General features: G+C 64.3%; 27 protein-coding genes. 10 read left to right on the forward strand and 17 right to left on the reverse strand.

Going from position 1 to position 26,274, the window contains the following annotated elements:
* Nucleotides 1-3 precede the first annotated feature (3 nt).
* On the reverse strand, nt 4-1,161 hold the full coding sequence (locus XH90_RS21340; protein ID WP_194476308.1) for an ABC transporter substrate-binding protein: 1,158 nt from the start codon (nt 1,159-1,161) through the stop codon (nt 4-6).
* A gap of 202 nt (nt 1,162-1,363) precedes the next feature.
* On the opposite strand from XH90_RS21340, the gene radA reads away from it, so the two are divergent.
* The 5 genes from radA to XH90_RS21365 all read left to right on the forward strand — a co-directional run bounded on the left by radA (nt 1,364) and on the right by XH90_RS21365 (nt 7,503).
* A complete protein-coding gene (gene radA / locus XH90_RS21345; RefSeq protein ID WP_194476309.1) occupies nt 1,364-2,812 on the forward strand; it encodes a DNA repair protein RadA in 1,449 nt (482 codons plus the stop codon).
* 168 nt (nt 2,813-2,980) lie between these two features.
* Nucleotides 2,981-3,610 carry a CvpA family protein gene (locus XH90_RS21350; RefSeq protein WP_194476310.1) on the forward strand — a complete coding sequence of 210 codons (630 nt, stop codon included), beginning with the start codon at nt 2,981-2,983 and terminating at the stop codon, nt 3,608-3,610.
* 28 nt (nt 3,611-3,638) lie between these two features.
* On the forward strand, nt 3,639-5,150 hold the full coding sequence (gene purF / locus XH90_RS21355; RefSeq protein ID WP_194476311.1) for an amidophosphoribosyltransferase: 1,512 nt from the start codon (nt 3,639-3,641) through the stop codon (nt 5,148-5,150).
* 157 nt (nt 5,151-5,307) lie between these two features.
* Nucleotides 5,308-6,051 (forward strand): SDR family NAD(P)-dependent oxidoreductase, encoded by a 744-nt coding sequence (locus tag XH90_RS21360; protein ID WP_194476312.1) that lies wholly within the window; start codon nt 5,308-5,310, stop codon nt 6,049-6,051.
* Nucleotides 6,052-6,276: 225 nt separating this feature from the next.
* Nucleotides 6,277-7,503, forward strand: coding sequence for an ABC transporter substrate-binding protein (locus tag XH90_RS21365; protein ID WP_194476313.1), 1,227 nt, complete (start codon nt 6,277-6,279; stop codon nt 7,501-7,503).
* A 131-nt stretch (nt 7,504-7,634) separates the two neighbouring features.
* Here XH90_RS21365 and der read toward each other — a convergent pair whose 3' ends face one another.
* The 7 genes from der to XH90_RS21400 form a co-directional block, all read right to left on the reverse strand.
* Nucleotides 7,635-9,017 carry a ribosome biogenesis GTPase Der gene (gene der, locus XH90_RS21370; protein WP_194476314.1) on the reverse strand — a complete coding sequence of 461 codons (1,383 nt, stop codon included), beginning with the start codon at nt 9,015-9,017 and terminating at the stop codon, nt 7,635-7,637.
* A gap of 50 nt (nt 9,018-9,067) precedes the next feature.
* Nucleotides 9,068-9,616 carry a hypothetical protein gene (locus XH90_RS21375; protein WP_194476315.1) on the reverse strand — a complete coding sequence of 183 codons (549 nt, stop codon included), beginning with the start codon at nt 9,614-9,616 and terminating at the stop codon, nt 9,068-9,070.
* 54 nt (nt 9,617-9,670) lie between these two features.
* Nucleotides 9,671-10,324 carry a tetratricopeptide repeat protein gene (locus tag XH90_RS21380; protein ID WP_194476316.1) on the reverse strand — a complete coding sequence of 218 codons (654 nt, stop codon included), beginning with the start codon at nt 10,322-10,324 and terminating at the stop codon, nt 9,671-9,673.
* 171 nt (nt 10,325-10,495) lie between these two features.
* A complete protein-coding gene (locus tag XH90_RS21385) occupies nt 10,496-12,091 on the reverse strand; it encodes a class I adenylate-forming enzyme family protein (RefSeq protein WP_194476317.1) in 1,596 nt (531 codons plus the stop codon).
* Between the two features lie 74 nt (nt 12,092-12,165).
* Nucleotides 12,166-12,750 carry an NnrU family protein gene (locus tag XH90_RS21390; protein WP_194476318.1) on the reverse strand — a complete coding sequence of 195 codons (585 nt, stop codon included), beginning with the start codon at nt 12,748-12,750 and terminating at the stop codon, nt 12,166-12,168.
* Nucleotides 12,751-12,820: 70 nt separating this feature from the next.
* Nucleotides 12,821-13,399, reverse strand: a complete 579-nt coding sequence (locus XH90_RS21395) for a hypothetical protein (protein ID WP_194476319.1) — start codon at nt 13,397-13,399, stop codon at nt 12,821-12,823.
* A 103-nt stretch (nt 13,400-13,502) separates the two neighbouring features.
* Nucleotides 13,503-15,125, reverse strand: coding sequence for a peptide chain release factor 3 (locus XH90_RS21400; RefSeq protein ID WP_194476320.1), 1,623 nt, complete (start codon nt 15,123-15,125; stop codon nt 13,503-13,505).
* 174 nt (nt 15,126-15,299) lie between these two features.
* Between XH90_RS21400 and sugE the strand changes: the two genes are divergently transcribed.
* A complete protein-coding gene (gene sugE, locus XH90_RS21405) occupies nt 15,300-15,614 on the forward strand; it encodes a quaternary ammonium compound efflux SMR transporter SugE (protein WP_194476321.1) in 315 nt (104 codons plus the stop codon).
* On the opposite strand, the gene XH90_RS21410 is transcribed toward sugE, so the two are convergent.
* From XH90_RS21410 to XH90_RS21440, 7 genes are all read right to left on the reverse strand, one after another.
* Nucleotides 15,607-16,611: an inorganic phosphate transporter gene (locus XH90_RS21410; protein ID WP_194476322.1), complete on the reverse strand. Its 1,005-nt coding sequence runs from the start codon at nt 16,609-16,611 to the stop codon at nt 15,607-15,609. The two genes, sugE and XH90_RS21410, sit on opposite strands and share 8 nt — an antisense overlap.
* Nucleotides 16,612-16,626: 15 nt before the next feature.
* Nucleotides 16,627-17,271, reverse strand: coding sequence for a DUF47 domain-containing protein (locus tag XH90_RS21415; RefSeq protein ID WP_194476323.1), 645 nt, complete (start codon nt 17,269-17,271; stop codon nt 16,627-16,629).
* 156 nt (nt 17,272-17,427) lie between these two features.
* Nucleotides 17,428-18,396, reverse strand: a complete 969-nt coding sequence (locus tag XH90_RS21420) for a branched-chain amino acid ABC transporter permease (RefSeq protein ID WP_194476324.1) — start codon at nt 18,394-18,396, stop codon at nt 17,428-17,430.
* A gap of 1 nt (nt 18,397) precedes the next feature.
* Complete coding sequence (locus XH90_RS21425) at nt 18,398-19,261, reverse strand: branched-chain amino acid ABC transporter permease (protein WP_194476325.1); 864 nt, start codon at nt 19,259-19,261, stop codon at nt 18,398-18,400.
* 71 nt (nt 19,262-19,332) lie between these two features.
* Nucleotides 19,333-20,553 carry an ABC transporter substrate-binding protein gene (locus tag XH90_RS21430; protein WP_194476326.1) on the reverse strand — a complete coding sequence of 407 codons (1,221 nt, stop codon included), beginning with the start codon at nt 20,551-20,553 and terminating at the stop codon, nt 19,333-19,335.
* Nucleotides 20,554-20,613: 60 nt separating this feature from the next.
* On the reverse strand, nt 20,614-21,360 hold the full coding sequence (locus tag XH90_RS21435) for an ABC transporter ATP-binding protein (RefSeq protein ID WP_194476327.1): 747 nt from the start codon (nt 21,358-21,360) through the stop codon (nt 20,614-20,616).
* Nucleotides 21,353-22,108 carry an ABC transporter ATP-binding protein gene (locus XH90_RS21440; protein WP_063983735.1) on the reverse strand — a complete coding sequence of 252 codons (756 nt, stop codon included), beginning with the start codon at nt 22,106-22,108 and terminating at the stop codon, nt 21,353-21,355. Before XH90_RS21440 ends, XH90_RS21435 begins: the two co-directional genes overlap by 8 nt.
* A 337-nt stretch (nt 22,109-22,445) precedes the next feature.
* Here XH90_RS21440 and XH90_RS21445 point away from each other — a divergent pair, with 337 nt between their 5' ends.
* Complete coding sequence (locus tag XH90_RS21445; protein WP_194476328.1) at nt 22,446-23,096, forward strand: hypothetical protein; 651 nt, start codon at nt 22,446-22,448, stop codon at nt 23,094-23,096.
* Here XH90_RS21445 and XH90_RS21450 read toward each other — a convergent pair.
* Nucleotides 23,093-23,458 (reverse strand): ArsC family reductase, encoded by a 366-nt coding sequence (locus XH90_RS21450; RefSeq protein WP_194476329.1) that lies wholly within the window; start codon nt 23,456-23,458, stop codon nt 23,093-23,095. The genes XH90_RS21445 and XH90_RS21450 overlap by 4 nt on opposite strands.
* Before the next feature lie 107 nt (nt 23,459-23,565).
* Here XH90_RS21450 and XH90_RS21455 point away from each other — a divergent pair, with 107 nt between their 5' ends.
* The 3 genes from XH90_RS21455 (at nt 23,566) to XH90_RS21465 (ending at nt 25,555) form a co-directional block, all read left to right on the forward strand.
* On the forward strand, nt 23,566-23,937 hold the full coding sequence (locus XH90_RS21455; RefSeq protein ID WP_194476330.1) for a tRNA-binding protein: 372 nt from the start codon (nt 23,566-23,568) through the stop codon (nt 23,935-23,937).
* Nucleotides 23,938-24,136: 199 nt separating this feature from the next.
* Nucleotides 24,137-24,769, forward strand: a complete 633-nt coding sequence (locus tag XH90_RS21460; protein WP_194476331.1) for a TetR/AcrR family transcriptional regulator — start codon at nt 24,137-24,139, stop codon at nt 24,767-24,769.
* Nucleotides 24,770-24,772: 3 nt separating this feature from the next.
* Nucleotides 24,773-25,555 (forward strand): sulfite exporter TauE/SafE family protein, encoded by a 783-nt coding sequence (locus tag XH90_RS21465; RefSeq protein WP_194476332.1) that lies wholly within the window; start codon nt 24,773-24,775, stop codon nt 25,553-25,555.
* A gap of 2 nt (nt 25,556-25,557) precedes the next feature.
* Here the strand turns inward: XH90_RS21465 and XH90_RS21470 are convergent, their stop codons facing one another.
* Complete coding sequence (locus XH90_RS21470; protein WP_194476333.1) at nt 25,558-26,262, reverse strand: glutathione S-transferase family protein; 705 nt, start codon at nt 26,260-26,262, stop codon at nt 25,558-25,560.
* Nucleotides 26,263-26,274 lie beyond the last annotated feature (12 nt).

Below are 26,274 nucleotides of genomic sequence, written 5' to 3' on the forward strand. Positions count from 1 at the left end.
GCATCATTCACCGGCGTCGCCCGGCGGCGCTAGCGACGAGATCAGCGTGTCCACCGAGAAGTCGTATCGGCCGCAATGGTCCGGCTTGGCCCTGAACCGCGCAAAATCGATCCGGTCGAAGGCCCGGGTCTTGATCAGCCCGGCAACGGAGCCGAGATTGTCTCGCGTGATCGCCGACGTCTTGACCTCGATGTGCGGCGAAGTGGCTGCGAAGTCGCAACCGTCGGCGTAGTCGCGCAGCAGCACGATCGACCAGCCGCCAAGCAGGAAGTGACCGCCGTCGGTCAGCAGCATGCGGCCGGCCTTGATTTCGCGTAAGGCATCCTCCGACCAGTTGAGGCCGACCACCTGGATATCCTCGCCGGGCGTGATGCCGGCGGCCGCGACAGCCTTGAGTGCGCCGAGCGCCATCGGATCGTTGCCGGCCCAGATCCCTGCGGGACGGATGCCCTTGCGCTGCGCCCAGCTCAGATAGTTTGCAGCGACCTGCTCCGCTTCCGACTGCGTCCAGTTCGCGAAGAGCAATCGGTCCACCACAACGTCGGGCGCAGCCGCGACCGCGAGCTGGAGGCCGGCATTGCGGGCGATCGATGCCGGCGTGGTTTCGTCGCCGCCGATCCCGAGCAGATGGATCTTGCCGTCAGGGCTTTGCCATTTTTCGTTGCGTGCCGCACCGATCAGGGCATTCGCCATCCGCGCGCCGGCGGTCGTCAGATCGGTCGTGATGTCGCCGAGCCAGTTCTTCAGCGTAGCTCGCGGCGGTCCGAGGCGCACCGCATCTTCGCCGATCAGCGTGTTCGACAGCAGCAGCGTCTTGATGCCCGCGACCTCCGCCGCCTCCAGGATCGGAACGGCGGCGGACTCCTCGTTCGAGAGAATGAGGAAGTCGGGCTTGTCGGCGCGCGCGACCACGCCGAGACCGAGCTCCTGCATGGTGCGGTAGTTGCGCTCGCTGGTCAGCACCTCGACATGGGCGTTGAGCTTGCGGCCAGCGGCCTGCATGGTCTGCGCGACCATGTCCCAGTAGACCTCGCCGGTCTTGCCGGGGTTCACGAAGACGATGTTGAGCGGTTTTGCGTCAGCCGCAACGGCGTGGCCGGCTGGCGCGAGAGCGCCAATGGCCATGCCGACAGCGAGCAATATGCGTAAGAGGATCGTCATTCGTTTCGCCACCCCGTCCTGGTTCCGAAGCTGGACCTGCGTCCGCTAACATTTGGCAAAGTCCGGCGCGCCAGGGCGGCGTAGAGCTAACAAAGGGTGTATCGGCCACACGAAATCGGGCTAATGGGAGCGCTCACGGACGCCCGCGCAGCTCACCATTCCGTGCTATCAGCGCATTTGAAACCTCCGACTCACCATACCCATGGCCAAGAACACGCTTTCCTTCGTCTGCCAGAACTGCGGCGCCGCCTATAACCGCTGGCAGGGCAAGTGCGAGTCCTGTGGCGAATGGAATACGCTGGCCGAGGAAGACACCAGCGGCAGCGTGCCGGTCTCGATCCGCTCCAAGCGCAAGGGCCGGACGTTTGCGCTGGAGAGCCTCGCGGGCAAAAGCCCGGATGCACCGCGCATGTCGTCAGGCATGACCGAGCTCGACCGCGTCACCGGCGGCGGCTTCGTCCGCGGCTCGGTGCTGCTGGTCGGTGGCGATCCCGGCATCGGCAAGTCGACGCTGCTGACGCAGGCCACCAGCATGATGGCGCGCGCCGGCCACCGCATCGTCTACATCTCCGGCGAAGAAGCCATCGCCCAGGTGCGCTTGCGCGCCGAGCGACTCGGGCTGTCGGATGCGCCGGTCCAGCTCGCGGCCGAGACTTCAGTCGAGGACATAATCTCGACGCTGTCGGAAGGCGCTGTCCCCCGGCTCATCGTGATCGACTCGATTCAGACCATGTGGACCGACACGGTGGAATCGGCGCCCGGCACGGTGACGCAGGTGCGCGCCTCGGCGCAGGCGCTCATCCGCTTCGCCAAGAAATCAGGTGCGGCCATCATCCTGGTCGGTCACGTCACCAAGGACGGCCAGATCGCGGGCCCCCGCGTCGTCGAGCACATGGTCGATGCCGTGATGTCGTTCGAGGGCGAAGGTTCGCAACAATTCCGCATCCTGCGCGCCGTCAAAAACCGGTTCGGCCCGACCGACGAGATCGGCGTGTTCGAGATGACCGGCCTCGGCCTGCGCGAGGTCACGAACCCCTCCGAATTGTTCCTGTCCGAGCGCGATCTCGGTACGCCCGGCACCGCCGTCTTCGCGGGCATCGAGGGCACAAGGCCGGTTCTGGTCGAATTGCAGGCGCTGGTGGCGCCGACCTCGCTCGGCACTCCGCGGCGGGCCGTGGTCGGCTGGGACCAGAGCCGGCTCTCGATGGTGCTGGCGGTGCTGGAGGCCCATTGCGGGGTCAAGCTGTCCGGCCACGACGTCTATCTGAACGTCGCGGGCGGCCTGCGCATCCACGAGCCGGCGGCCGACATGGCCGCCGCGGCCGCGCTGGTGTCTTCGCTGGTTAATGCGCAGTTACCCACCGATGCCGTTTATTTCGGCGAGATTTCGCTCTCCGGCGTCATCCGTCCGGTGGCGCAGACCCCGGCCCGACTCAAGGAAGCTGCAAAACTCGGCTTCAAGCGCGCCGTCCTGCCCGAATCGGCCCGCGGCGGCGATGCCGGCGGTGACGCCGGATTGACCCTGAACGCGGTCAACAGCCTCACGACCCTGGTCGCTGAAATCGCCGCCAAGGGCTCCCGTCGCGGCGATCAGACCCCGCCGGCGGAGAAAAATGCCACACCGGCAAGATTCCGCCGTGGAGAGGGGTAGCTGGAGGTGACGCCAAGCGTCCCCACCGCTATACAGCCGTCACAAAAGCAGCATGGGATTGCGTGGTTGCGGCCTTGCCGGGAACGTCGTCTGGCCTTCAGTTAGGGCGGCGGCAAAACACCGATTCGCTGAGCACCCTTTGAGCGTACGAGCGGACCAGACCAGCCGATGCCAGTAACACTCCTCGACCTGATCCTGCTCGGTGTGATGCTGATCTCGGGCCTGCTTGCCATGGTCCGCGGCTTCATGCGCGAAATCCTCTCGATCGCGGCCTGGGGCACCGCGGCGATCGTGACGCTGTACTCGTTCTCCAAGCTGCTGCCGACCGCAAAGACCTATTTCAACAACGACACGGTCGCGAGCGTGGTCGTGGTCGCCGGCGTCTTCATCGGCACCCTGGTCGTGGTCTCCGTGATCACGGTCCGGATCTCCGACATGATCCTGGACTCGCGCATCGGCGCGCTGGACCGCACCCTGGGGTTCCTGTTTGGCCTCGCTCGCGGGCTTTTGATCGTGGTGGTCGCCTTCCTGTTCTTCACCTGGCTGGTGCCGGACAAGCAGCGCCCGGACTGGGTCAGCGGGGCCAAGTCCCGCGTGGTGCTCCAGGGAACCGGGGATTGGCTGATGTCCCTCTTGCCTGATGACCCCGAGAACACCATCTTGAAGAGATTCAAGAAAAACAAACCAGATGATGATCAAGCTGACACCGACCAGCAGCCTTCGGGCAGTGGCGACGGCTACAGCAAACCGGCTCGTGACAGCCTGAAGAAGCTGATCGAGAAACCTGCGGCGCGTTGATTGAGCCCTAAAGAGAGGCGCGGACGAGATGCGACACCCTGACCAGGACGCCCATACTGAACTCGATCCCGGCTCCGCCGCGCTAGAGCTTCAGGACGACCTGGAGGGAGATACGGTCCGCGAGGAATGCGGCGTATTCGGCATTTACGGACATCCTGATGCAGCCGCCATCACGGCGCTCGGCCTGCACGCACTCCAACACCGCGGCCAGGAAGCCGCCGGCATCGTCTCCTACGACGGCAGCCGCTTTCACTCCGAACGCCGCCTCGGTCTCGTCGGCGACACCTTTTCCCGCCGCGAGGTGATCGATCGCCTGCCCGGCACCATGGCGGTCGGCCATGTCCGCTACGCCACGACGGGCGCCACCATCCTGCGCAACGTGCAGCCGCTGTTCGCAGAGCTCAATGCCGGCGGCCTCGCGGTCGCTCACAACGGCAACCTCTCCAACGGCCTGACGCTGCGCCGCGAGCTCGTCAAGAACGGCGCGATGATGCAGTCGACCTCCGACACCGAGGTGATCCTGCACCTTGTGGCGCGCTCCAGGCGCGCCCGTTTCATCGAGCGCTATATCGACGCGCTACGCGAGATCGAAGGCGCCTATGCGCTGGTCTCGCTGACCAACAAGAAGCTGGTCGGCGCGCGCGATCCGCGCGGCATCCGCCCCCTGGTGCTCGGCGAACTCGACGGCTGCCCGATCCTGACGTCGGAGACCTGCGCGCTCGACATCATCGGCGCGCGTTTCGTGCGCGACATCGAGCCCGGCGAAGTCATCGTGTTCGACGAGCACGGACAGGACATCCACAAGCCGTTCCCGCCGATGGCGCCACGCCCCTGCATCTTCGAGTACATCTATTTCTCGCGTCCGGATTCCATCGTCCACGGCCGCTCGGTCTACGAGGTGCGCAAGGCCTTTGGCGCGCAGCTGGCGCGCGAGAGCCATGTGCCCGTCGACGTCGTGGTGCCGGTGCCGGATTCCGGCGTGCCCGCAGCGGTCGGCTACAGCCAGCATTCGGGCGTGCCGTTCGAGCTCGGCATCATCCGCAACCACTATGTCGGCCGCACCTTCATCCAGCCGACGCAGGCGATCCGCGAATCCGGCGTGCGCATGAAGCACTCGGCCAACCGCGCCGCGATCGAAGGCAAGCGCATCATCCTGATCGACGACTCGCTGGTGCGCGGGACCACGTCGAAGAAGATCGTGCGCATGATGCGCGATGCCGGCGCCAAGGAAGTGCACTTCCGCCTCGCTTCGCCCCCGATCCTCTACCCTGACTATTACGGCATCGACCTGCCCGACCGCGGCGGCCTGCTGGCCGCAACGCATTCGCTGGAGGAGATGCGCGAGCTCATCGGCGCCGACTCGCTCGCCTTCCTGTCGATCGACGGCATGTACCGTGCGATGGGCGAACCGGGCCGCGACCCCGCCAATCCGAAGTTTGCGGATCACTGCTTCACCGGCGCCTATCCGACCCACCTCACCGACCAGACCCAGACGGAGCCGCAGCCGCGGCAGTTGTCGCTGCTGGCGGAGGCAAGCTGACGGCGCGGGCGTCATTCCGGGGCGGTCCGCAGGACCGAACCCGGGATATCGACGTTGTCTTTCAATCTCCGGATTCCGGGCTCGATGCTTCGCATCGCCCCGGAATGACGGGCACGCGGGGGCTTGTCCCGGCCATCCACGCCTGTAAAACCCCGCCATGACAAAGCCCCTCGCGGACCGCATCGCTCTCGTCACCGGCGCCTCGCGCGGCATCGGTTTTGCCACGGCACTCGCGCTCGCCAGGGCCGGCGCGCATATCGTTGCCACCGCGCGCACGCAGGGCGGGCTGGAGGAGCTCGACGACGAGATCCGGAAAGAGGGCGGCAGCGGCGCCACTCTGGTACCGCTCAACCTCACCGATACCGACGGCATCGCGCGGCTTGGCGCGGGCCTGCACGAGCGTTACGGCAAGCTCGACATTCTCGTCGGCAATGCCGGCGTGCTCGGCCCCTCCTCGCCGGTCGGCCATATCGAGCTGAAGACGTTCAACGATGTCTTGGCAGTCAACGTCTCGGCGAACTTCCAGCTGATCCGTTGCATGGAGCCGCTGCTCAAGCAGTCCGACGCCGGCCGCGCCGTGTTCATCACCTCGGGCGCCGCCAACAAGGCGACCGCCTATGTCAGCCCCTATGCCGCCTCCAAGGCCGCACTGGAGACGCTGGCGCGCGCCTGGGCGCACGAGACCGCGAACACGGCCATCCGCGTCAATCTGTTCAACCCGGGCCCGATCCGCACCCGCATGCGCGCAACCCTGATGCCGGGCGAGGATCCCGCCACGCTCGACACGCCCGAGCAGGTCGCCGAATTCATCGTCCCGATGTGCGCACCCGACTGGACCGAGACCGGAAAGTTCTACGACTACAGGACCCGCAGCCTGATGAGCTTCCGCGCACCGGCGTGATGACCTCGCCTGAACGGCGAATCCAGAGGTTCAAGCAGACCTCGGGCACGCTGAAATAGCGCCTCAACGCATCTTGCCCAGAAGTTAACCAACCGATGACGCTACGACGCAGCATCATCCGGCTTTAAGTGCATTGCCGCCGTCTCTGGGACAGGCTACGGAATTCGCCGGACGAGGCTCCGCAAGAGAGCCGTCCGCATATTTTGACAATGGAGGAAACCTTTTATGACGACGACGTTCGCACGCCGCTCCGCGGCACTTCTGGCCTGCGCCGCTTTCGGTTTTGCCACATCAGCCTACGCCCAGGACAAGACCGTCACGATCGGCGTGCTCAACGACATGTCCAGCCTCTACGCCGATATCGGCGGTCCCAACTCCGTGGTGGCGGTCAAGATGGCGGTTGAGGATTCCGGCCTGCTTGCCAAGGGCTGGAAGATCGAGGTCGTCAGCGGCGATCACCAGAACAAGCCTGACATCGGGGTCAACATCGCGCGGCAGTGGATCGACACCCAGAAGGTCGACATGATCACCGACACGCCGAACTCCGGCGTGGCGCTGGCGGTCAGCAACGTCGCCAAGGAGAAGAACGTCGTCCTGCTCAACAATGGCGGTGCCAGCGCCGACCTCACCGGCAAGGCCTGCAACGCCAACACCATCTCCTACACCTACGACACCTACATGCTGGCCAACGGCACCGGCAAGGCGCTGACCAAGGCGGGCGGCGACAGCTGGTTCTTCCTGACCGCCGACTACGCCTTCGGCGCCGCGCTCGAGCGCGACACCAGTGCCGTCGTCACCGCCAACGGCGGCAAGGTGCTGGGTGGCGTCAAGCATCCGCTCAACACGTCGGACTTCTCGTCCTTCCTGCTCCAGGCGCAGAACTCCAAGGCGAAGATCGTCGGCCTTGCCAACGCCGGCGGCGACACCACCAACGCGATCAAGCAGGCGGCCGAGTTCGGCATCGTCGAAGGCGGCCAGAAGCTCGCAGCGTTGTTGCTCTTCATCAACGACGTCCACTCGCTCGGCCTCAAGACCGCGCATGGCCTGACCTTCACCGAATCCTTCTACTGGGATCTGAACGACAACACCCGCGCCTGGTCCAAGCGCTTCCAGGAGAAGGTGAGCAACCACGCGATGCCGTCGATGACCCAGGCCGGCAACTATGCGGGCGTGATCCATTACCTCAAGGCGCTCGAGGCGCTCGGCGGCAATCCGCATGACGGCGCCAAGGTCGTCGCCAAGATGAAGGAAATCCCGACCGACGATCCGCTGTTCGGCAAGGGCCCGCTCCGCGTGGACGGCCGCCGCATCATCCCGGCCTATCTGTTCGAGGTGAAGAAGCCGGAGGAATCGAAGGGACCGTGGGACTATTACAAGCTGGTCGCGACCATCCCGGCGGAAGATGCCGCCAGGCCGCTCAAGGACAGCGAGTGTCCGCTGGTGAAGAAGTGACCGCGTAGCGGTTTCGCGCTGCTCTGCGACGACGTCATGCCCGGGCTTGTCCCGGGCATCGACGTTTCGGGCTCAGGAAACGCTGCTGCAGGTGGACGAAGCCAAGCGTGCCACCAGTTTCCTGATGTCGCTCAGGACGGCCGCTTGCGCTTGTGCGCGAAGGGATTGGCTTTCTCGCGCAGGGTGATGCGCACCGGCGTGCCCGGCAGGTCGAAGGCTTCACGCATCGAGTTGATGAGGTAGCGCAAATAGGATTGCGGCACGGCGTCCGCACGCGAGCAGAACAGCACGAAGCTCGGCGGGCGCGCCTTGGTCTGGGTGATGTAGTTGAGCTTCAGACGGCGGCCCGAGACGGCCGGCGGCGGATTGGCCTGGATCGCCTGCTCGAACCAGCGATTGAGCGCTGCGGTCGGCACGCGCCTGTTCCAGAGCGCATAGGCGTCCTGGATCGCCTGCATCAGGCGGTCGATGCCCTCGCCCATCAGGCCGGAGACGGCGACGATCGGCACGCCCTTGAGCTGCGGCAGCCAATGGTCGGCATCGCGGCGCAGCCCCGAGATCGCGCCGCCGCCCTTGGTCTCCATCAGATCCCATTTGTTGACGGCGAGCACGACCGCGCGGCCCTCGCGCTCGATCAGGTCGGCAATGCGCAGATCCTGCTCCTCGAAGCGATTCTGCGAATCCATCATCATCACGACGACTTCGGCAAAGCGCACGGCGCGCAGTGCATCCGCCACCGAGAGCTTCTCCAGCTTCTCCTCGATGCGCGAGCGCCGGCGGAGACCGGCGGTGTCGAACACGCGAAAATCGCGGCCCTTCCAGTTGATCTCGACCGCAATGGAATCGCGCGTGGTGCCCGCCTCCGGGCTCGTCAGCAGGCGCTCCTCGCCGAGCAGATGGTTGATCAACGTCGACTTGCCGGCATTGGGACGGCCGACGATGGCCACCCGGATCGGGCGCGTCGCGGCCTCTTCCTCGGAGATCGGCTCGTCGTCCTCGGCCTCATCCTCCTCGACCGGCTCCGGCATCAGCTTGGCGAGCGCGTCGTAGAGCTCACCCATGCCCTCGCCGTGCTCGGCGGAGATCTGGATGGGATCGCCGAGACCAAGCGCAAAGGATTCCATCGCGCCGGCATCGCCGTGCTTGCCCTCGCTCTTGTTGGCGACCAGCAGCACCGGCTTGTTGGCCTTGCGGGCGAAATCGGCGAAGGCGCGGTCGGTCGGCGTGAGGCCGACGCGGGCGTCGATCACGAAGAAGAGCGCATCGGCCTGCGCGATCGCGGTCTCGGTCTGCTCCTGCATGCGCGCCGTCAGCGAGCCCTTGGCGCCCTCGTCGAGACCGGCGGTATCGATGATGGTGAATTCGAGATCACCGAGCCTGGCCTCACCTTCGCGGCGGTCGCGGGTGACGCCGGGCAGATCGTCGACGAGCGCGAGCTTCTGCCCGACCAGACGGTTGAACAGCGTCGACTTGCCGACATTGGGTCGGCCGATGATGGCGATCGTAAAGGACATCGGTCATACGTGCGCTGCGGATGCCGCGCCTGTCAATTCAGTGAAAAATATCAGCGCGAGAAAGTGCCGCTGGGCAGCGGCGCCGGGAAGGCTCCCGGCGTCTGCTGTTGCTGGGTGGTCTGCGCCGGTTGGGCCGGCTGTGCGGATTGCTGGTCCGGCGGAGGCGCGGTGGTGCGCTTGCGGACGATCTTGTGCTTCGGCGGCGGGGCGGCCGGTGCCGGTGCCGCCTCGGGCTGGGCCTCGCCGTCGACCTCGCCGGCCGGCGCTTCAGCGGTGGGAGCCGGCTGCCTGGCCTTCTTGCCCTTGGCGGATTTCGACGATTTCGCGGGCTCGGCGGGCGGCGGCTCGGCCGGCAGTGTGGCTACGTCGGGCGCATCCTGCTGTTGCTGCGCGCCCTTGTACATCTCCTTCGGCACGCCCTGTTCGAGGCCCGGCACGCCTTCGGGAAACACCGGCTTGCGCTCGCCCGGCAGCTTCTTCTTGGTGTCGAGGAAGTCGAGCAGATCGCTCGGATCGAATCCGCCGCTGGAGCAGCCGCCCAGGAGGCCCGTAAAGGCGATCAGGACAGCGGCTGCGATCAAACGTGACGTACGGCGCATATCGGTATCTCGTCTGGGCACTCGGGACCGTCAGCTCGCTCGGCTGCTCTCGGTTCAGCTCTTGGCGACGGGCGGCAGCAGGGCCTGGAGCGCCTCGGCGCGCGAGCGCAGGCCCGGCGGGGTTTCGCCGTCCTCGGCAATGGCGTCGACCCATTTGCGGGCGGCGGTGATGTCGTTGTTGCGCCAGGCCGACAGCGCCAGCAACTCCCGCGCGCTGTGACGGAAGGTCGATTTGGCCTCGGCGGATGTCTCCAGCCGCTGCTGGATGTCGGTGTAGCTCGCGCTGTCCACCAGCAGGCTGGCCGCGCGGATCTTCGCCAGATCCTGCCATTCGCTACCGACACTGCGGTCGGCGGCAATGTCGTCATACATCTTGGCCGCGGCCTTGGGATCGCCGGCCGACGCCTCCGCCGCGGCGCGGAGCCGCGACAGGATGCGGTAGCCAGACGGGGCCTTCGCAGCGAGATCGGCAAAGGCGGTCTCGGCCTCGGCGTGCTTGCCCTGCTCCGACAGTTCGACGGCCTTCTCGAAGGTCGCGCCGGCCTCGGCGGCCTTCTTGGCCTCCAGGTACTGGTAGCCGCGCCAGCCGCCGACGGCCGCAACGATCAGCACCATCAGGGCGATGAAGTAGAGCGAATATTTGTCCCACAGCTTCTTGAGCTGCTCGCGACGTACTTCCTCGTCGACTTCGTCAAATAATTCAGACACTTATGACAATCCCATGCCCGGCCGGGAGCGCGCGCCAGATCGTGCGCGTCTAAAGCCCGTCCCCACGTGGCGGCGGCGATACCCTATCGATATGGCGGTGGCAAGGCAAAGCAAGGCCGATCAAGGCGTTAACGTATGATCCGGGATATCCCGGTACTCGCCCCGGCCCGTTCAGGCCCCGACCAGCAGCTCCCGCAGCTGTCGCTTCACCACCTTGCCATTGGCGTTGCGCGGCAGCGGCTCGGCGGTAACAGTCATGGTCTCCGGCACCTTGTAGTCGGAGAGGCGTTCCGCGCACCAAGCCCGCAGATCGTCGCTGCCGACCTGCACGCGCGTGACCACGACCGCATGGACGCGCTCGCCCAGCACCGGGCACGGCTTGGCGATGATCGCGCTCTCGACCACGGCGGGATGACCGGCCAGCACCGATTCGACCTCGGCCGAATAGATCTTGAGGCCGCCCCGGTTGATCATGTCCTTCTGCCGGTCGAACACGCGGACGAATCCTTCGGCGTCGACCGAGCCGAGATCGCCGGAATGCCAGAAGCCGGCGGTAAAACTCTCCGCCGTGGCCTTCGGGTTGTTCCAATAGCCCTTGATGACGGAGGCGCTGCCGATCCAGAGCTCGCCGATCTCGCCGGGGGGCAGCTCACGCCCATCCGCCCCCATCGCGATGATCCGCGCCCCCGGACATGGCAGGCCGACACTGTCGATATGACTCCCCGTCAACTCGCCCGGCATGATGGTAGACGGCGACGTCGTCTCCGTCGCGCCATAGCAGTTCGCGAGCTTCAGGCCCGGAATCGTCGCCTTCAGCTTCTCGATGGTCGCGACCGGCATCGGCGCGCCGCCAAAGCCGCCGATGCGCCAGCTCGAGAGATCGTAGCTCTCGAAGTCGGGCTGGAGCAGGCAGAGATTGTACATCGCCGGCACCATCACCGTGTAGGTGACGCGCTCGCGCGCGGCGAGCTTGAGATAGTCGGCCGCCTTGAACTCCGGCATGATGATCAGCGCACCACCGCAGCAGATCATCGTCGTGATGTTGGCGACGACGCCCGTGACGTGCCCGAGCGGGACGGCCGCAATCGAACGATCGGCGGCGGTCAACTGCAGGCAGGACACGAACACCATCGAGGAATGCACGATGTTGCAATGGGCGAGCATCGCGCCCTTCGGCTTGCCCGTCGTGCCCGATGTGTAGAGGATCATCGCGGTGTCCTCCTCGCCCACCTCGACCGGCGTTGGCGCCGGGGCGTTGTCGGCGAGCACCGCGAAGCGCGACAGAGCCTGATCATTGTCGATGGCGATGCGATGGGTCACATCGGGGACATCCTGCGCATCGGGCAGCCGTTCGGCGAGCGCAGCCTCGTGGATCAATATCCTGGCGCCGCAATCGGCGAGCACATAGGCGATCTCCGGCTTCTGCTGGCGCGTGCTGAGCAGCACCGTGACCAGCCCCTCATGCGCGGCGGCAAACAGCAGCAGCGGAAATTCAATGCGGTTGCCGAGCAGGATGGCGACACGGTCGCCGCGTTGCAGGCCGAGCTTGCGAAAGCCCGAGGCAATCCGCGCGGCCTGCTCGACCGCCTGCCGCCAGCTCAGCCTGGCACTACCGCAGACGAGCGCTTCGCTGTCACCGCTCCGCGCGGACGCCTCGGCAATCATCGCCCAGACGCTGGCCGGCCGCTCTGCGAAGGCCGGCACCACCCGATCACCAAAACGCGCCTCGCACCGCATCGGCGGAATCTGAGATTGCGACCAGTTCATCGGGTGGCCCTCGTGTTGTTGCTCTTGTCGCCTTCCGCGCATGGGCACGGAGGTGATGCCTCTCGCCGATCCGGCTAGCCGCCCATCACGGGAACACCGATCACGACAGGATGGAACGCAAACGCCAGCGCCAGATAGGCAACGATGCCGACCGCGACCGCGATCAGATCGTTGGTGACGCCGCCCACCGGAATCGGCGGACCGCCGGCATCCTTGCGATGCTTCAGCGAAATGCGGTCATAGACGCCCCAGCCCAGGAATGAGCCGAACAGGATGATGGAGCCGAGATCGCCATTGGCGAGCAGATGCGCAAACGCCCACAGCTTGATGCCGGCGAGCATCGGATGTTTCAGCGTCGCATAGATGCGGCCGCGCAGATAGGACGCGACAACCAGGATGACGGCAGGCAGCATCAGGGCGACCGTGATGTGCTTCATGGCCTTCGGCGGATACCAGACGTCGATCCAGCCGGTCGCACGATAGTGCGCAAAGCCCCAGACGATCAGCGCCAGACCCGCGAGCGAAACCAGCGAATAGAGGATCTTGTAGGTCCCCTCGCCCAGCCGCGCGATCGCCTGCGCACGGGCGTCACGTTTCGTTGTGAAAACATGGGCAGCGAAAAACAGCACCAGCCCCAGGATCATGACCAGCAGACCCACGACATACTCCCCTTAACGAGCGCCCCGCCACTGAGGTATCATCGATTGGCCGCCGCTCGCAACTGACGGGCTACTTTCCGGGCTCCCGATTGTCGACATAGCGGATCGCAATTGGCCGTCCGGCCAAGGCGCCACCAAGGCCGCTGGTGAATTTCAGCGGGAGACAGGCGTTCAAAGATGAATTGATCGCGTTGAGGTAGGTGGTGCGCGTTTCGGCGGGGACGCCCGCAGTCGCAAAGGTCAGCCGCGGCGGGCCGATCAGGCGGCCGGCTTTATTGAAACTGAAGCGAACGGCCACCTGCATGCCCGCGTGCGCATTGTCCGATGGCGGTGACCAGCAAGCGCGCAGCTCGGCAAAGAGATCACCGATCGTATCGAGATCGTGATCCGGCTTTTGATACTTGGCCCGATCAGCCTCCGCCGGCACGCTCTCGATCGTGAGCTGGAGGTTCTGGCCATAGGGATAGTCCATCTCGGGAATGCAGGGACCGGGCTCGAGCGGACTGCAATAGGACGGCGTGCAGGGCCTGTTGTCGAGCACGCTACACGGCTCGTGCGCAAACGGGATCGGATTGATCTGGCGACGCTGCGCGTCGGCGGCAACGGTCGATATCGCCAACAGTGTGAGAAGGAGAATGCCGCGCCGCATGCTTTGAGCTCGCGATATCACGTCGATGAAACGTGGCATCGTTCGTGACAGCGTCAAGCCTGCGCGCGTTCACATGCTCGCGCTCAAGCGGCCGGGCTCCGCCCTACCCCTTCTTCTTGACATCCTTGACGTTGGTGAACTCGATGCCTTCGGCGCGCTCTTTGGTGTAGCCGAGATAGAATTCATTCCGGGCCAGATACACGGGATCGCCATCGACGTCGTCGGCGATGCTCGACGTGTTGGCGGCGATGAAGGTGTCGAGCTTCTTCCGATCATCCGATGAAACCCAGCGCGCGAGCTGGAACTCGCTCACCTCGAATTCGACCGGCAGCGAATATTCCGCTTCGAGCCGTGCCTTCAGCACGTCGAGCTGGAGCGCGCCGACCACGCCGACCAATGCCGGCGCGCCGTCGCGCGGACGGAACACCTGGACGACGCCCTCTTCCGACATCTGCTGAAGCGCTTCCTTCAGCTTCTTGGCCTTCATCGCGTCGGTAAGACGGACACGGCGAACGATTTCAGGGGCAAAACTCGGCACGCCGACGAAGTTGAAATCCTCGCCCTCGGTCAGCGTATCGCCGATGCGCAGCGTGCCGTGATTGGGAATGCCGACGACGTCGCCGGCAAAGGCTTCGTCAGCGACCGAGCGGTCCTGGGCGAAGAAGAATTGCGGGCTCGACAGCGGCATGCTCTTGCCGGTGCGCACCAGCTTCGCCTTCATGCCGCGGCTGAGCCTGCCGGAGCAGAGGCGCGCGAAGGCGATGCGGTCGCGGTGGTTCGGATCCATGTTGGCCTGGATCTTGAATACGAAGGCGCTCATGCGCGGATCGGTCGCCTCGACCTTGCGCTGGTCGCTGTCCTGCGCGCGCGGTTCGGGCGCAAACTTGCCGAGGCCCTCGAGCAGGTCGCCGACGCCGAAATTGCGCAGCGCGCTGCCGAAATAAACCGGCGTCAGATGCCCCTCACGGAACGCTTCGAGCTCGAACGGTTTTGAGGCCTCGGTGACGAGCTCGAGTTCGTCCTTCACCGCGAACACGTCAAGGTTCGCACTGAGCTTGGCCAGTTCTTCGATCTCGATCTGCTGCGCAGCCCCCGTCTTGGCGCCACCGCCTTCGAGCAGGCGCACGCCGCCATTGACGACGTCGTAGGTTCCGAGGAAGTCGCGGCCCCGGCCGACCGGCCAGGTCATCGGCGTCGTGTCGAGCGCCAGCGTCTTCTCGATCTCGTCGAGCAGTTCGAACACGTCGCGGCTCTCGCGGTCCATCTTGTTGATGAACGTGATGATCGGAATGTCGCGCAGGCGGCAAACCTCGAACAGCTTTCGCGTCCGCGCCTCGATGCCCTTGGCGGCGTCGATCACCATGACGGCGGAATCCACCGCCGTCAGGGTGCGATAGGTGTCTTCCGAAAAGTCCTCGTGGCCCGGCGTGTCCAGCAGGTTGAAGACAAGGCCTTCGAACTCGAACGTCATCACCGAGGTCACGACCGAGATGCCGCGCTCGCGCTCGATCTTCATCCAGTCCGAACGGGTGTTGCGCCGCTCACCCTTGGCCTTGACCTGGCCGGCGAGATTGATGGCGCCGCCGAATAACAGGAGCTTTTCGGTCAGCGTGGTCTTGCCGGCGTCCGGGTGCGAGATGATCGCAAAGGTGCGTCGCCGCGACACTTCTGCGGCAAGCGGGGAACGGGCCGGCGATTCGGCTGTGGTGGCGGCAATATCGGACATGGCGGGAGCGTTTGGCAGGGAAAATGGGCTGGATCAAGCCTCATTTGGTGATTGCGGAGCCTCTCGGCCAGCCCCATATCGGCCTTGGCCATGCTGGCCTTGGGGGAGGACGACCTCCCTGCTCATCAGCCTATTGCCTAGCGGGGACGGCCCTGCCTTGAAGGGAGGGTCGTCATGGCCTGGAGCATCCTGTTCGTCGCCGGTCTTCTCGAGATCACCTGGGCGATCGGCCTGAAATATACCGAGGGATTTACCAGGCTTGTTCCATCCGCGATCACGCTCGCGGCCATGGCGGGCAGCGTGGTCCTGCTCGGACTCGCGCTCAAGTCCCTGCCCGTCGGAACCGCCTATGCGGTCTGGACCGGGATCGGGGCAGTCGGCACCGCAACGCTCGGCATCTACCTGTTCGGCGAGCCCGCCACCGCGTTGCGCCTCGCCAGCATCGGGCTGATCGTGGCCGGCATCGTCGGATTGAAGCTGGTTACTTGAAGATCTGCACCGCCCACCAGCTCAGCGCGGCGACGATGGCCGACGCCGGAATCGTGATCACCCAGGCATAGACGATCGAGCTCGCCACGTTCCAGCGCACCGCCGAGACACGGCGGGCAGCGCCGACACCGACGATTGCGCCGGTGATGGTGTGGGTGGTCGAGACGGGGACGCCGAGGAAGGTCGCCATGAACAAGGTCGCCGCGCCGCCGGTCTCGGCGCAAAAACCCTGCATCGGCGTCAATTTGGTGATGCGCAGGCCCATGGTGCGGACGATGCGCCAGCCGCCCATCAGCGTACCCAGCGCCATCGCCGTCTGGCAGGACAGGACCACCCAGAACGGCACCGTGAATTCGCTGCCGAGCTGGCCCTGCGAATAGAGCAGCACGGCGATGATTCCCATCGTCTTCTGCGCGTCATTGCCGCCATGGCCGAGCGAATAGAGCGAGGCCGAGGCGAATTGCAGGATGCGGAAGGCGCGGTCGACCGCGAACGGCGTCGAACGCACCGAGAGCCAGGACACGATCGCGACCAGCATCATCGCGAGCAGGAAACCGACCAGCGGCGACAGCACGATCGCCAACACCGCCTTGGTAAGGCCGCTCCAGACCGCCGCCGAAATTCCGGCCTTGGCCATGCCGCCACCGACAAGGCCGCCGATCAGCGCATGCGAGGAGGAGGACGGAATGCCCAGCCCCCAGGTCACGAGATTCCAGACGATGGCGCCGACCAGTGCGGCGAAGATCACCTGGGCGTCGACGATCGCGGGGTCGATGATGCCGGTGCCGATGGTCTGGGCGACGTGAAGCCCGAACACCATGAAGGCGACGAAATTGAAGAATGCGGCCCAGAACACCGCGAATTGCGGCCGCAGCACCCGTGTCGAGACGATGGTCGCAATCGAATTGGCGGCGTCGTGCAGGCCGTTCAGGAAGTCGAACAGCAGCGCGACGGCGATCAGTCCGACCAGGACGGGAAAACCCAACGCAGCATCCACGGCGCGGCCCCTGCCCTACACTTGCTCGATGACGATGCTGTTGATCTCGTTCGCAACGTCGTCGAAGCGATCCGCCACCTTTTCGAGGTGGTCGTAGATCTCGACGCCGACGATGAAATCCATCGCGTTGCCGTCGCGGTGCTTGAGGAACAACTCCTTCAGGCCAATGTCGTGGAGATCGTCGACGCGGCCCTCGAGCTTGGTCAGTTCCTCCGTGATCGCGGTGAGCATCGCGACGTTCTTGCCGATCTGCTGCATCAAGGGCAGTGCGCGTCCGACCAGGTTGGCGCATTCGATCAGGAGCGCGCCGATTTCGCGCATCGGCGGCTCGAAGGTGCGCACCTCGAACAGCATCACGGCCTTGGCCGTCTGCTGCATCTGGTCGATGGCATCATCCAGCGACGTGATGAGGTTCTTGATGTCGCCCCTATCGAACGGCGTAATGAAAGTGCGGCGCACCGCCGTCAGCACCTCGCGGGTGACGTTATCTGCGTCGTTCTCGAACTGGCTGACGCGCTGGCAATAGACCGGCGTCTCCTCGCCGCCGTTCAGCACGCCCTGGAGCGCGATCGCGCCCTGGATCACGGTCTGGGCGTGGCGGTCGAACAGGTCGAAGAACCGTTCTTCCTTGGGCAGGAAAGCGCGAAACCAACGCATCATGGAAATGGTCTACCGGTTGGAAATCCCCCGGTCCGTACGGACCGTCACAAAACCGTCATAGACCATTTTCGCTCTGCGTGCGTGTCATCTCACGCCCGCGGAGCGGGATCATCCACCGGATTCGCACATCAATTAAATTGATGTGATATCAATGATTTAGAGCGATCGCCGGAAGTAATGGGCGATTTCGCCGATGACGCCGCGGCGGAAGGTGAGCACGCAGATCACGAAGATCGAGCCCTGGATCACCGTCACCCATTGGCCGAAGCCCGCCAGATATTGCTGCATGGCGATGATGACGAAGGCGCCGATCACGGGACCGAAAATGGTGCCGAGACCGCCGACCAGCGTCATCAGTACGACCTCACCCGACATCGACCAATGCACGTCGGTGAGCGAGGCGTTCTGCGCCACGAACACTTTCAGCGCGCCGGCAAAGCCCGCCAACGTCCCCGACAGGACAAACGCCAGGAACTTGTACTGGTCAGTCCGGTAGCCGAGCGAGATGGCGCGCGGCTCGTTCTCGCGGATCGACTTCAGCACCTCACCGAACGGCGAATTGATGATGCGGTAGATCAGCAGGAAGCCCGCGAGGAATCCGGCCAGCACGACGTAATAGAGCACGGTCGCATTGGACAGGTCGAGCACGCCGAACATGTGCCCCTGCGGAATGCCCTGGATGCCGTCCTCGCCATGCGTGAACGGTGCCTGGAGGTAGATGAAGTACAGCAGCTGTGACAGCGCCAGCGTAATCATCGAGAAGTAGATGCCCTGGCGGCGGATCGAGATGTAGCCGGTGATGAGGGACAGCACGAACGCCGCCGCGATGCCGACGAGGACGCCGAGTTCGGGCGGGAGCGCCCAGACCTTCAGTGCATGCGCGCTGCAATAACCGGCAGTGCCCATGAACATGGCGTGACCGAACGACAACAGGCCACCATAGCCGATCAGGAGATTGAAGGCGCACGCAAGCAGCGCAAAGCACAGCGCCTGCATCACGAAGAACGGATAGACTCCCGTGAAAGGCACCGACGCCAGCAGCAGCGCCATCACCACAAACGCGATCATCTCGTCGCGCATCGCGCGCGGGGTTACCGGCAGCGTGTCGTCCGTCAAGGCTGTCATGTCAGGCCGCCCTTCCCGTCAATCCCGTTGGCTTCACCAAGAGCACCAGCACCATCAGCACGAACACGACGGTGTTGGAGGCCTCGGGGTAGAAATATTTGGTCAGGCCTTCGATCACACCGAGCGCGAAGCCGGTGATGATGGAGCCCATGATCGATCCCATGCCGCCGATCACCACCACCGCGAACACGACGATGATGAGGTCGGCGCCCATCAGCGGCCGGACCTGATTGATCGGCGCCGAGAGCACGCCGGCCAGCGCGGCAAGACCGACGCCGAGACCATAGGTCAGCGTGATCATGCGGGGCACGTTGATGCCGAAGGCGCGCACCAGAGTCGGGTTTTCGGTGGCGGCGCGCAGGTAGGCGCCCAGCCGCGTCTTCTCAATCAGGTACCAGGTCGCCAGACACACGACCAGCGAGAAGATCACGACCCAGCCGCGATAGATCGGCAGGAACATGAAGCCGAGATTCATGCCGCCCCTGAGCTGATCCGGAATGGCGTAAGGCAGGCCGGAGGAGCCGAAATAGTTCTGGAACACGCCCTGCACGATCAGTGCGATGCCGAAGGTGAGCAGCAGGCCGTAGAGATGATCGAGGCCGGTCAGCCACTGCAACATGGTCCGTTCCAGGATCATGCCGAAGATGCCGACGATGATCGGCGCCAGCAGCAGCGCCCACCAGTAGTTGATGCCGCCGAGGTTCAGCAGGAAATACGCCATGAAGGCGCCCATCATGTAGAGCGCGCCATGGGCGAAATTGATGATGTTGAGCATGCCGAAGATGACGGCGAGCCCGAGACTGAGCAGCGCGTAAAACGAGCCGTTGATCAGTCCCACAAGTAGCTGTGCGTAGAGAGCCTGCATCGATCCAGCACCCAGTCCCTTCGGCGTTCCCAAAGTTTGCCCGCCGGCTCGAGGCCGGCAGGCTGTTGGTCCTACTTCTTAAGCAGCGCGCACTTGCTCTCGGAGAGCGGCGTGAACGCCTGATCGCCGGGCACCGTGCCGACGAGCTTGTAGAAGTCCCACGGTCCCTTGGACTCGGAGGGCTTCTTCACCTCGAACAGATAGGCGTTGTGGATGGTGCGGCCGTTCGGCTGGATCTCGCCCTTGCCGAACAGATCGTCTTCCGTGGGCATCGACTTCATCTTGTCGACGACCTTGACGCCATCATGCGGATTGCCGCCGAGTGCTTCCAGCGCCTTGAGATAGTGGCGCACACCTGCATAGACGCCCGCCTGTACCATGGTCGGCGGGGCGCTGTTCTTCATCTTTTCGGCGAAGCGCTTGGAGAACGCACGGGTCTTGTCGTTCATGTCCCAGTAGAACGTCTCGGTGAAGTTCAGGCCCTGCGCGGTCTCGAGCCCGATCGCCTTGACGTCGGTGAGGAACAGCAGCAGCGCGGCGAGCTTCTGGCCGCCCTTGACGATGCCGAATTCGGCCGCCTGCTTGATCGTATTGGTGGTGTCGCCGCCGGCATTGGCGAGGCCGATGATCTTGGCCTTGGAAGCCTGCGCCTGGAGCAGGAACGACGAGAAATCCGGCGTATTGAGCGGATGCTTGACGCCGCCGACGACCTTGCCGCCATTGGCGTTGATGACGGCCGTGGTGTCGCGCTCGAGCGCCGCACCGAAGGCATAGTCGGCAGTGAGGAAGAACCAGGTGTCGCCGCCGGCCTTCACCAGCGCCTGGCCCGTGGTGTGGGCCAGCATGTAGGTATCGTAGGTCCAGTGCACGGTGTTTGGCGAGCACTGCGCGTTGGTGAGGTCGGAGGTCGCCGCGCCCGAGTTGATGTAGACGCCGTTCTTTTCCTTGACGACGTTGTTGACCGCGAGCGCCACGCCGGAGTTCGGCACGTCGACGATGGCGTCGACCTTGTCGACGTCGAACCATTGCCGCGCGATCGCGGTGCCGATGTCGGGCTTGTTCTGGTGGTCGCCAGAGATGATGTCGATCTTCCACCCCTTTGCGGCGAGGCCGGAGTCCTCGACGGCCATCTGGGCTGCGAGCGTCGAACCGGGTCCACCGAGGTCGGCATAGAGGCCGGACTGATCGGACAGCGCACCGATCTTGACCGTCTTGTCCTGTGCGAAGGCGACGCCGGCGGCGGTCGCGGCCAACGCCGTGCCGAGCAACAACGATGCAATCGACTTGTTCATACTACTTCCTCGTCAAATCTCTCTTCGTCTTTTCTGTAAGCCGTCCCACTCCGGGCCAGGCTAGACGCCGAGATAGGTGTGGAGCTTGTCCATGTTGGCGGCAAGCTCCGCATTGGAAAATCCGTCAATGATCTTGCCGTGCTCGACGACATAATAACGGTCGGCGACGGTGGATGCGAAGCGGAAGTTCTGCTCGACCAGCAGAATCGTGAACCCTTCCTTCTTGAGCCGCGCAATGGTGTGGCCGATCTGCTGGATGATGACGGGCGCAAGACCTTCGGTCGGCTCGTCCAGCATCAGGAAGCTCGCGCCCGTGCGCAGGATGCGCGCGATCGCGAGCATCTGCTGCTCGCCGCCGGAGAGCTTGGTGCCCTGGCTGCTCAGCCGCTCTTTCAGGTTCGGAAACAGATCGAAAATCTGCTCGAGCGGCAATCCGCCTGCACGAACCACCGGCGGCAGCAGCAAATTCTCCTTCACGTCGAGGCTCGAGAAAATTCCCCGTTCCTCGGGGCAGAACGCGATGCCCATGCGGGCGATCTTGTCGGAGGTCGCGCGGATGATCTCCTGATCGTTGAATTTGATCGAGCCGGCGCGCTTGCCGATGATGCCCATGATCGACTTCAGCGTGGTCGTCTTGCCGGCGCCGTTCCGCCCGAGCAGCGTAACGACCTCGCCCGCATTCACGTCGAAATTGATCCCGTGCAGGATGTGGGACTCGCCGTACCAGGCCTCGAGGTTGCGGACCTGGAGGATGTTGCCGCCGGTTGCGGCCTTCACCGGCGCCTCGGCCATTGCAGTCTCAGGCATGACCGGCTCCCAGATAGGCTTCCTTGACGCGCTCGTCCTTGGTGAGCTCGCTGTAATGGCCCTGCGCGAGCACCTGCCCGCGCGTCAGCACGGTGATGATATCGGAGAGATTGGCGACGACGCTCAAATTATGCTCGACCATCAGGATGGTGTATTTCGCGGAGATCCGCTTGATCAGCGCCGCGATCTTGTCGATATCCTCGTGGCCCATGCCGGCCATCGGCTCGTCCAGAAGCATCATTTCCGGATCGAGTGCGAGCGTGGTCGCGATCTCGAGCGCACGCTTGCGCCCATAGGCCATCTCGACCGCCGGCGTATTCGCAAACTCGCTGAGGCCGACGTCGTTCAACAGTTCGCGCGCACGGTCGTTGAAGCGGTTGAGCACGGACTTGGAGCGCCAGAAATCGAACGAGCTGCCGTGCTGGCGCTGGAGGGCGACACGAACGTTCTCCAGCGCAGTGAGATGCGGAAACACCGCCGAGATCTGGAATGAACGCACCAGTCCCAGGCGCGCGACATCGGCGGGCGCCATCGCGGTGATGTCCTGTCCCTTGTACAGGATTTTTCCGGCAGACGGTTTGAGGAACTTGGTCAGAAGATTGAAGCACGTCGTCTTGCCGGCGCCGTTCGGGCCGATCAACGCGTGAATACTCCCACGGCGAACCTTGAGCGCAACGTCGCGGACGGCGAAGAAGCCCGCGAACTCCTTGGTCAAGCCTTCCGTTTCGAGAATGAACTCATCGGCCAAACAGATTTCCCCCTGCCCGCATCCTGCGCGTGGCTGTCCTTGTTAATTCGGCTTTCCGGAGGCCCTGGAGCCCGTCCCGGACGCCGCCTCCGGGCGCGGAATATGCCGGAGGTGACGGGGGTTAGGCAAGGCGGAAAGCTGAGCAGGTCAGGCCTCCGGCCGGGAGTCTTATGCTCCCTTAGTTGGAGGTTTTACGATGTCGCCTGCCGGCTTCCCGGTTCGCAAGACACCGGTCATCAAGTCGTCGTTAACGGTCTTTGGTCCCGCGCACCAGCCTTCATCAAAAATTTTCCCGCCGCGACGATCATGCGCGGGTTCATTTGCCGGGAATAATGTTTTGGATTTCGCAAGCGCCGCTCCTTCTGTCGTCAAGTCGATCAGGCAGCGTGACCTCCTGAACACGTGGCTGCGACTTTATGCGCGCCAGCAGCTTGCACCGGCGATCTGGGAGTACCAGCCCGACCGACTCGAGGAAGAATTGTCCGATCTCATCTACTACACGGTGGACAATTCGGGGCCGACGCCGAGCCTGACCATCCAGAGCGAGGGCACCCGCATCTCGCGCGCCTACGGCCATACGGGCAAGGGAATCCTGCTGGAGGATTATGTCGGGCCCCGGCTCGCGCCCTTCGTGATGCCGATCTATCATGAATGCGTGGCGCGCGGGCTTCCGGTCTACAGCGTTGCCGACGTCGACGACATCTATGGCCGAGTCGTCGCCTATGAACGGCTGCTGCTGCCTTTCCTGACCGACGATAGGGTCAGCCACGTCATCGCCTCGCTCAAGACCTTCTGCGAGGATGGTGGCTTCGAGATCAAGAATCTGCTGCGCGGAAATGACGCGCTGCCGCGGCCGAAACTGCGCACGGTGATCGATCGCGACCTGTTTCACCGCACACCCGGCCGCATCGTGGCCGCCGGAATCGTCGAATCCGCCGATCAGGCCGGTGGGCCTGACGTGACCGCCGAGATCATCGAGCTGAACTAGCTCTTGCGCGCTTTCGCGCCGACTTCCTTGTCGTAGATATCGGGCTTGAAGCCGACCAGGAGCTTGCCGCCGATTTCGAGCACCGGCCGCTTGATCATCGATGGTTGCGCTAGCATCAGCGCCAGCGCCTTCTTCTCGGTCAGGCCTTCCTTGTCGGCATCGGGCAGCTTCTTGAAGGTGGTGCCGGCGCGATTGAGCAGCATCTCCCAGCCGAGCTTGTCGCTCCATTGCTTGAGCTTGTCCTTCTCCACGCCAGCGGCCTTGTAGTCGTGGAACTCGTAGGCCACGCCATGGGTATCGAGCCAGGCTCGCGCCTTCTTCATGGTGTCGCAGTTCTTGATGCCGTAGATGATGTTGGGCAAGACGGTCCTCGCGCATGCGTCGTGACGTGCCGTGGCGTTGTACGAAACTCCCGATCACGCGACAATATTGCGAACGACGCTTTCGACTTCTTCCGGACGGACACACCATGCACGTCACCCACGATCCCACCGCTGCCGCCTCACCGACCATCGACTTCAACGCGTTCCTTGCGGTCGATATCCGCGTCGGCACCATCGTCGATGCCAAGCCGTTTCCCGAGGCGCGCAAGCCGGCGTGGCGGCTGTGGATCGACTTCGGCCCGGCCATCGGCGTGCGCAAGAGTTCGGCGCAGATCACCGAGAACCATCCGCTCGAGACGCTGGTCGGACAGCAGGTCGCCGCAGTCGTCAATTTCCCGCCGCGCCAGATCGGGCCTGTCGTCTCCGATGTGCTGACGCTCGGCTTCCCCGATGCAGACGGCAAGGTCGTGCTGATGCAGCCCAGCAAGCCGGTGCCGAACGGCGGTCGGCTGTTCTAGACTAGCGTCCTCGCGAGCGGATCTCCCATCACCCGATCCCCTTTGTCCGTCGAGCCAGGGCGCTCGGGACTTGACCCGCATCCGTTCTGCCAATAAAAATGACTGACTGATCGTTTTTTATATAGTCCTGGCTTAGGTCGTGCCGTTTCCGGCTTTCCTCTAAAACGATCGATCTGTCAGCTATTTATGGACGGGACGGATGCCCAAAATCAGCGACAAGAAGCGTGAAGACCGGCGTCAGCAGATCCTCGAAGCCGCGCTCGCCTGCTTTTCCGACGACGGATTTCACCAGACCGGCATGGCCGACATCGTCAAGCGGTCGGGCCTGAGCCACGGCGCGGTCTATCTCTATTTTCAGAGCAAGGACGATCTGATCGAGGCCCTCGCCGATGACCGGCATCGCCGCGAGTCCGTGCTCAACTCGGTGGCGCAGGGATCCGGCGATCCCATCGGGGGACTGCACGCGCTGGTCCGCGTCTACACGCAATGGCTCACCGATCCCGCCGGCGAAGCACGGCGCCGGGTCGGCATCCATGGCTGGTCCGAGGCGCTGCGCAACCGCCGCGTCCGCACCAGCGTCGTCGAGGGCATCGACATGCCGCGCGCGCTGATCGTCGCGCTGGTCGAGCGCGGCCAGCACGACGGCCTGATCAAGCGCGACATCGGCGCCGATGCGATCGCGCGCGTGCTGATCGCGATCTTCCAGGGCTTCGTGCTGCAAAAATGCTGGGGCGAGGATTTTGACGTCGCTGCCTGCATGGCGACTGTCACCACTGTGATCGACGGCTTTCGTACGGCCAAACCCGACGTCAAACGACGGACGAGGACATAAGCGATGTCGGGGATCCACGAGCTCCTCGCCGGCGCCGGCGTCGGTCTCGTCGGCGGACTGACCTCGGGCTTCATGGGGACGAGCCCCGGCGGCGGCCTCGTCATCTTCAGCGTGCTGCTGCTCGGCGCCGAGCAACATGTCGCACAGGGCACCTCGCTGATCACGCAGATCCCGCCGACCGGCCTCGCCGGCGTGCGCCGCTACCGGGAGCATGGCAACCGCAGCCCACTGCTCTGGATCCTCTGGATCGGCCTCGGATTTCTGATCGGTGGCGCCGGCGGCGGCTATGCCGCGGCCGCGGTGACCGACGCGGTGCTGCAATGGACCTACGTCGTCTATCTCGTCGCGCTGATCGCCCTGCTGGTCCTGCGTCGCGACCGCAAGGACAGCGGCAGCGGCGGCGGCGATCAGGACCGCCGGCCCTGGTTCCCCCTGCTCCTCATCGGCGTACTCGCCGGCTTCTCCTCGGGCTTCATGGGCATCGGCGGCGGGCTCGCAATCACGGTCGGCCTCGCTGCCGGCTTGCGCGTGCCGCAGCATCAGGCGCAGCTCGTCAGCCTCGTTTTCTCGGTCATTCCCACCAACATCCCGGCGGCCTGGATCTACTGGAGCAAGGGATTGATGGTCGGCTGGCCGGCCATCCTCGGCATCGTCGCCGGCCTCTGGGTCGGCACCGATCTCGGCGCCCGCGCGGCCAACGGCGTCAGCAAAGCCGTGCTGCGTCGAACCATGATTGGGCTGGTCGCCTTGATGGCGATCTACATGAGCTACAAAGCGCTGGGCTAGCTTCAAGGACGCTTCGGAATGTTGAGCCCACGCTGCACGGCCGGACGCGCAAGCCCGCGTTCGAGCCAGGCGCCGACCGACTTGAACTGGCTGAATGCGACGAGATCGCCGGCTCCATAGAAGCCGATGAGATTGCGCACCCAGCCGAGCATCGAGATGTCGGCGATGGTGTAGTCGTCATCCATGAACCATTGGCGGCCCGCAAGATGCGCCTCCATCACGCCGAGCAGACGCTTGGATTCGCCGACGTAACGCTCGAGCGGACGCTTGTCCTCGAAATCCTTGCCGGCGAATTTGTGGAAGAAGCCGACCTGGCCGAACATCGGCCCGATTCCGCCCATCTGGAAATGCACCCACTGGATGGTCTGGTAGCGCCGCGCGGCATCCTGGGGCAGCAGCTTGCCGGTCTTCTCCGCGAGATATTGCAGGATCGCACCGGATTCGAACAGCGGCAGCGGCTTGCCGCCGGGACCGTTGGGATCGAGGATCGCCGGGATCTTGCCGTTGGGATTGAGCGAGAGGAACTCCGCCGTCTTCTGATCGTCCTTGCCGAAATCGACGAGATGGACCTCATAGGGCAACCCGATCTCCTCCAGCATGATCGAGACCTTCACGCCGTTCGGCGTCGGCAGCGAATAGAGCTGAAGCAATTCGGGATGTTTGGCGGGCCAACGCTTGGTGATCGCAAAGGCGGACAAATCAGACATCAGGACTCCGGC

Source organism: Bradyrhizobium sp. CCBAU 53338 (assembly GCF_015291665.1).
In the GTDB taxonomy this organism is placed as follows: domain Bacteria; phylum Pseudomonadota; class Alphaproteobacteria; order Rhizobiales; family Xanthobacteraceae; genus Bradyrhizobium.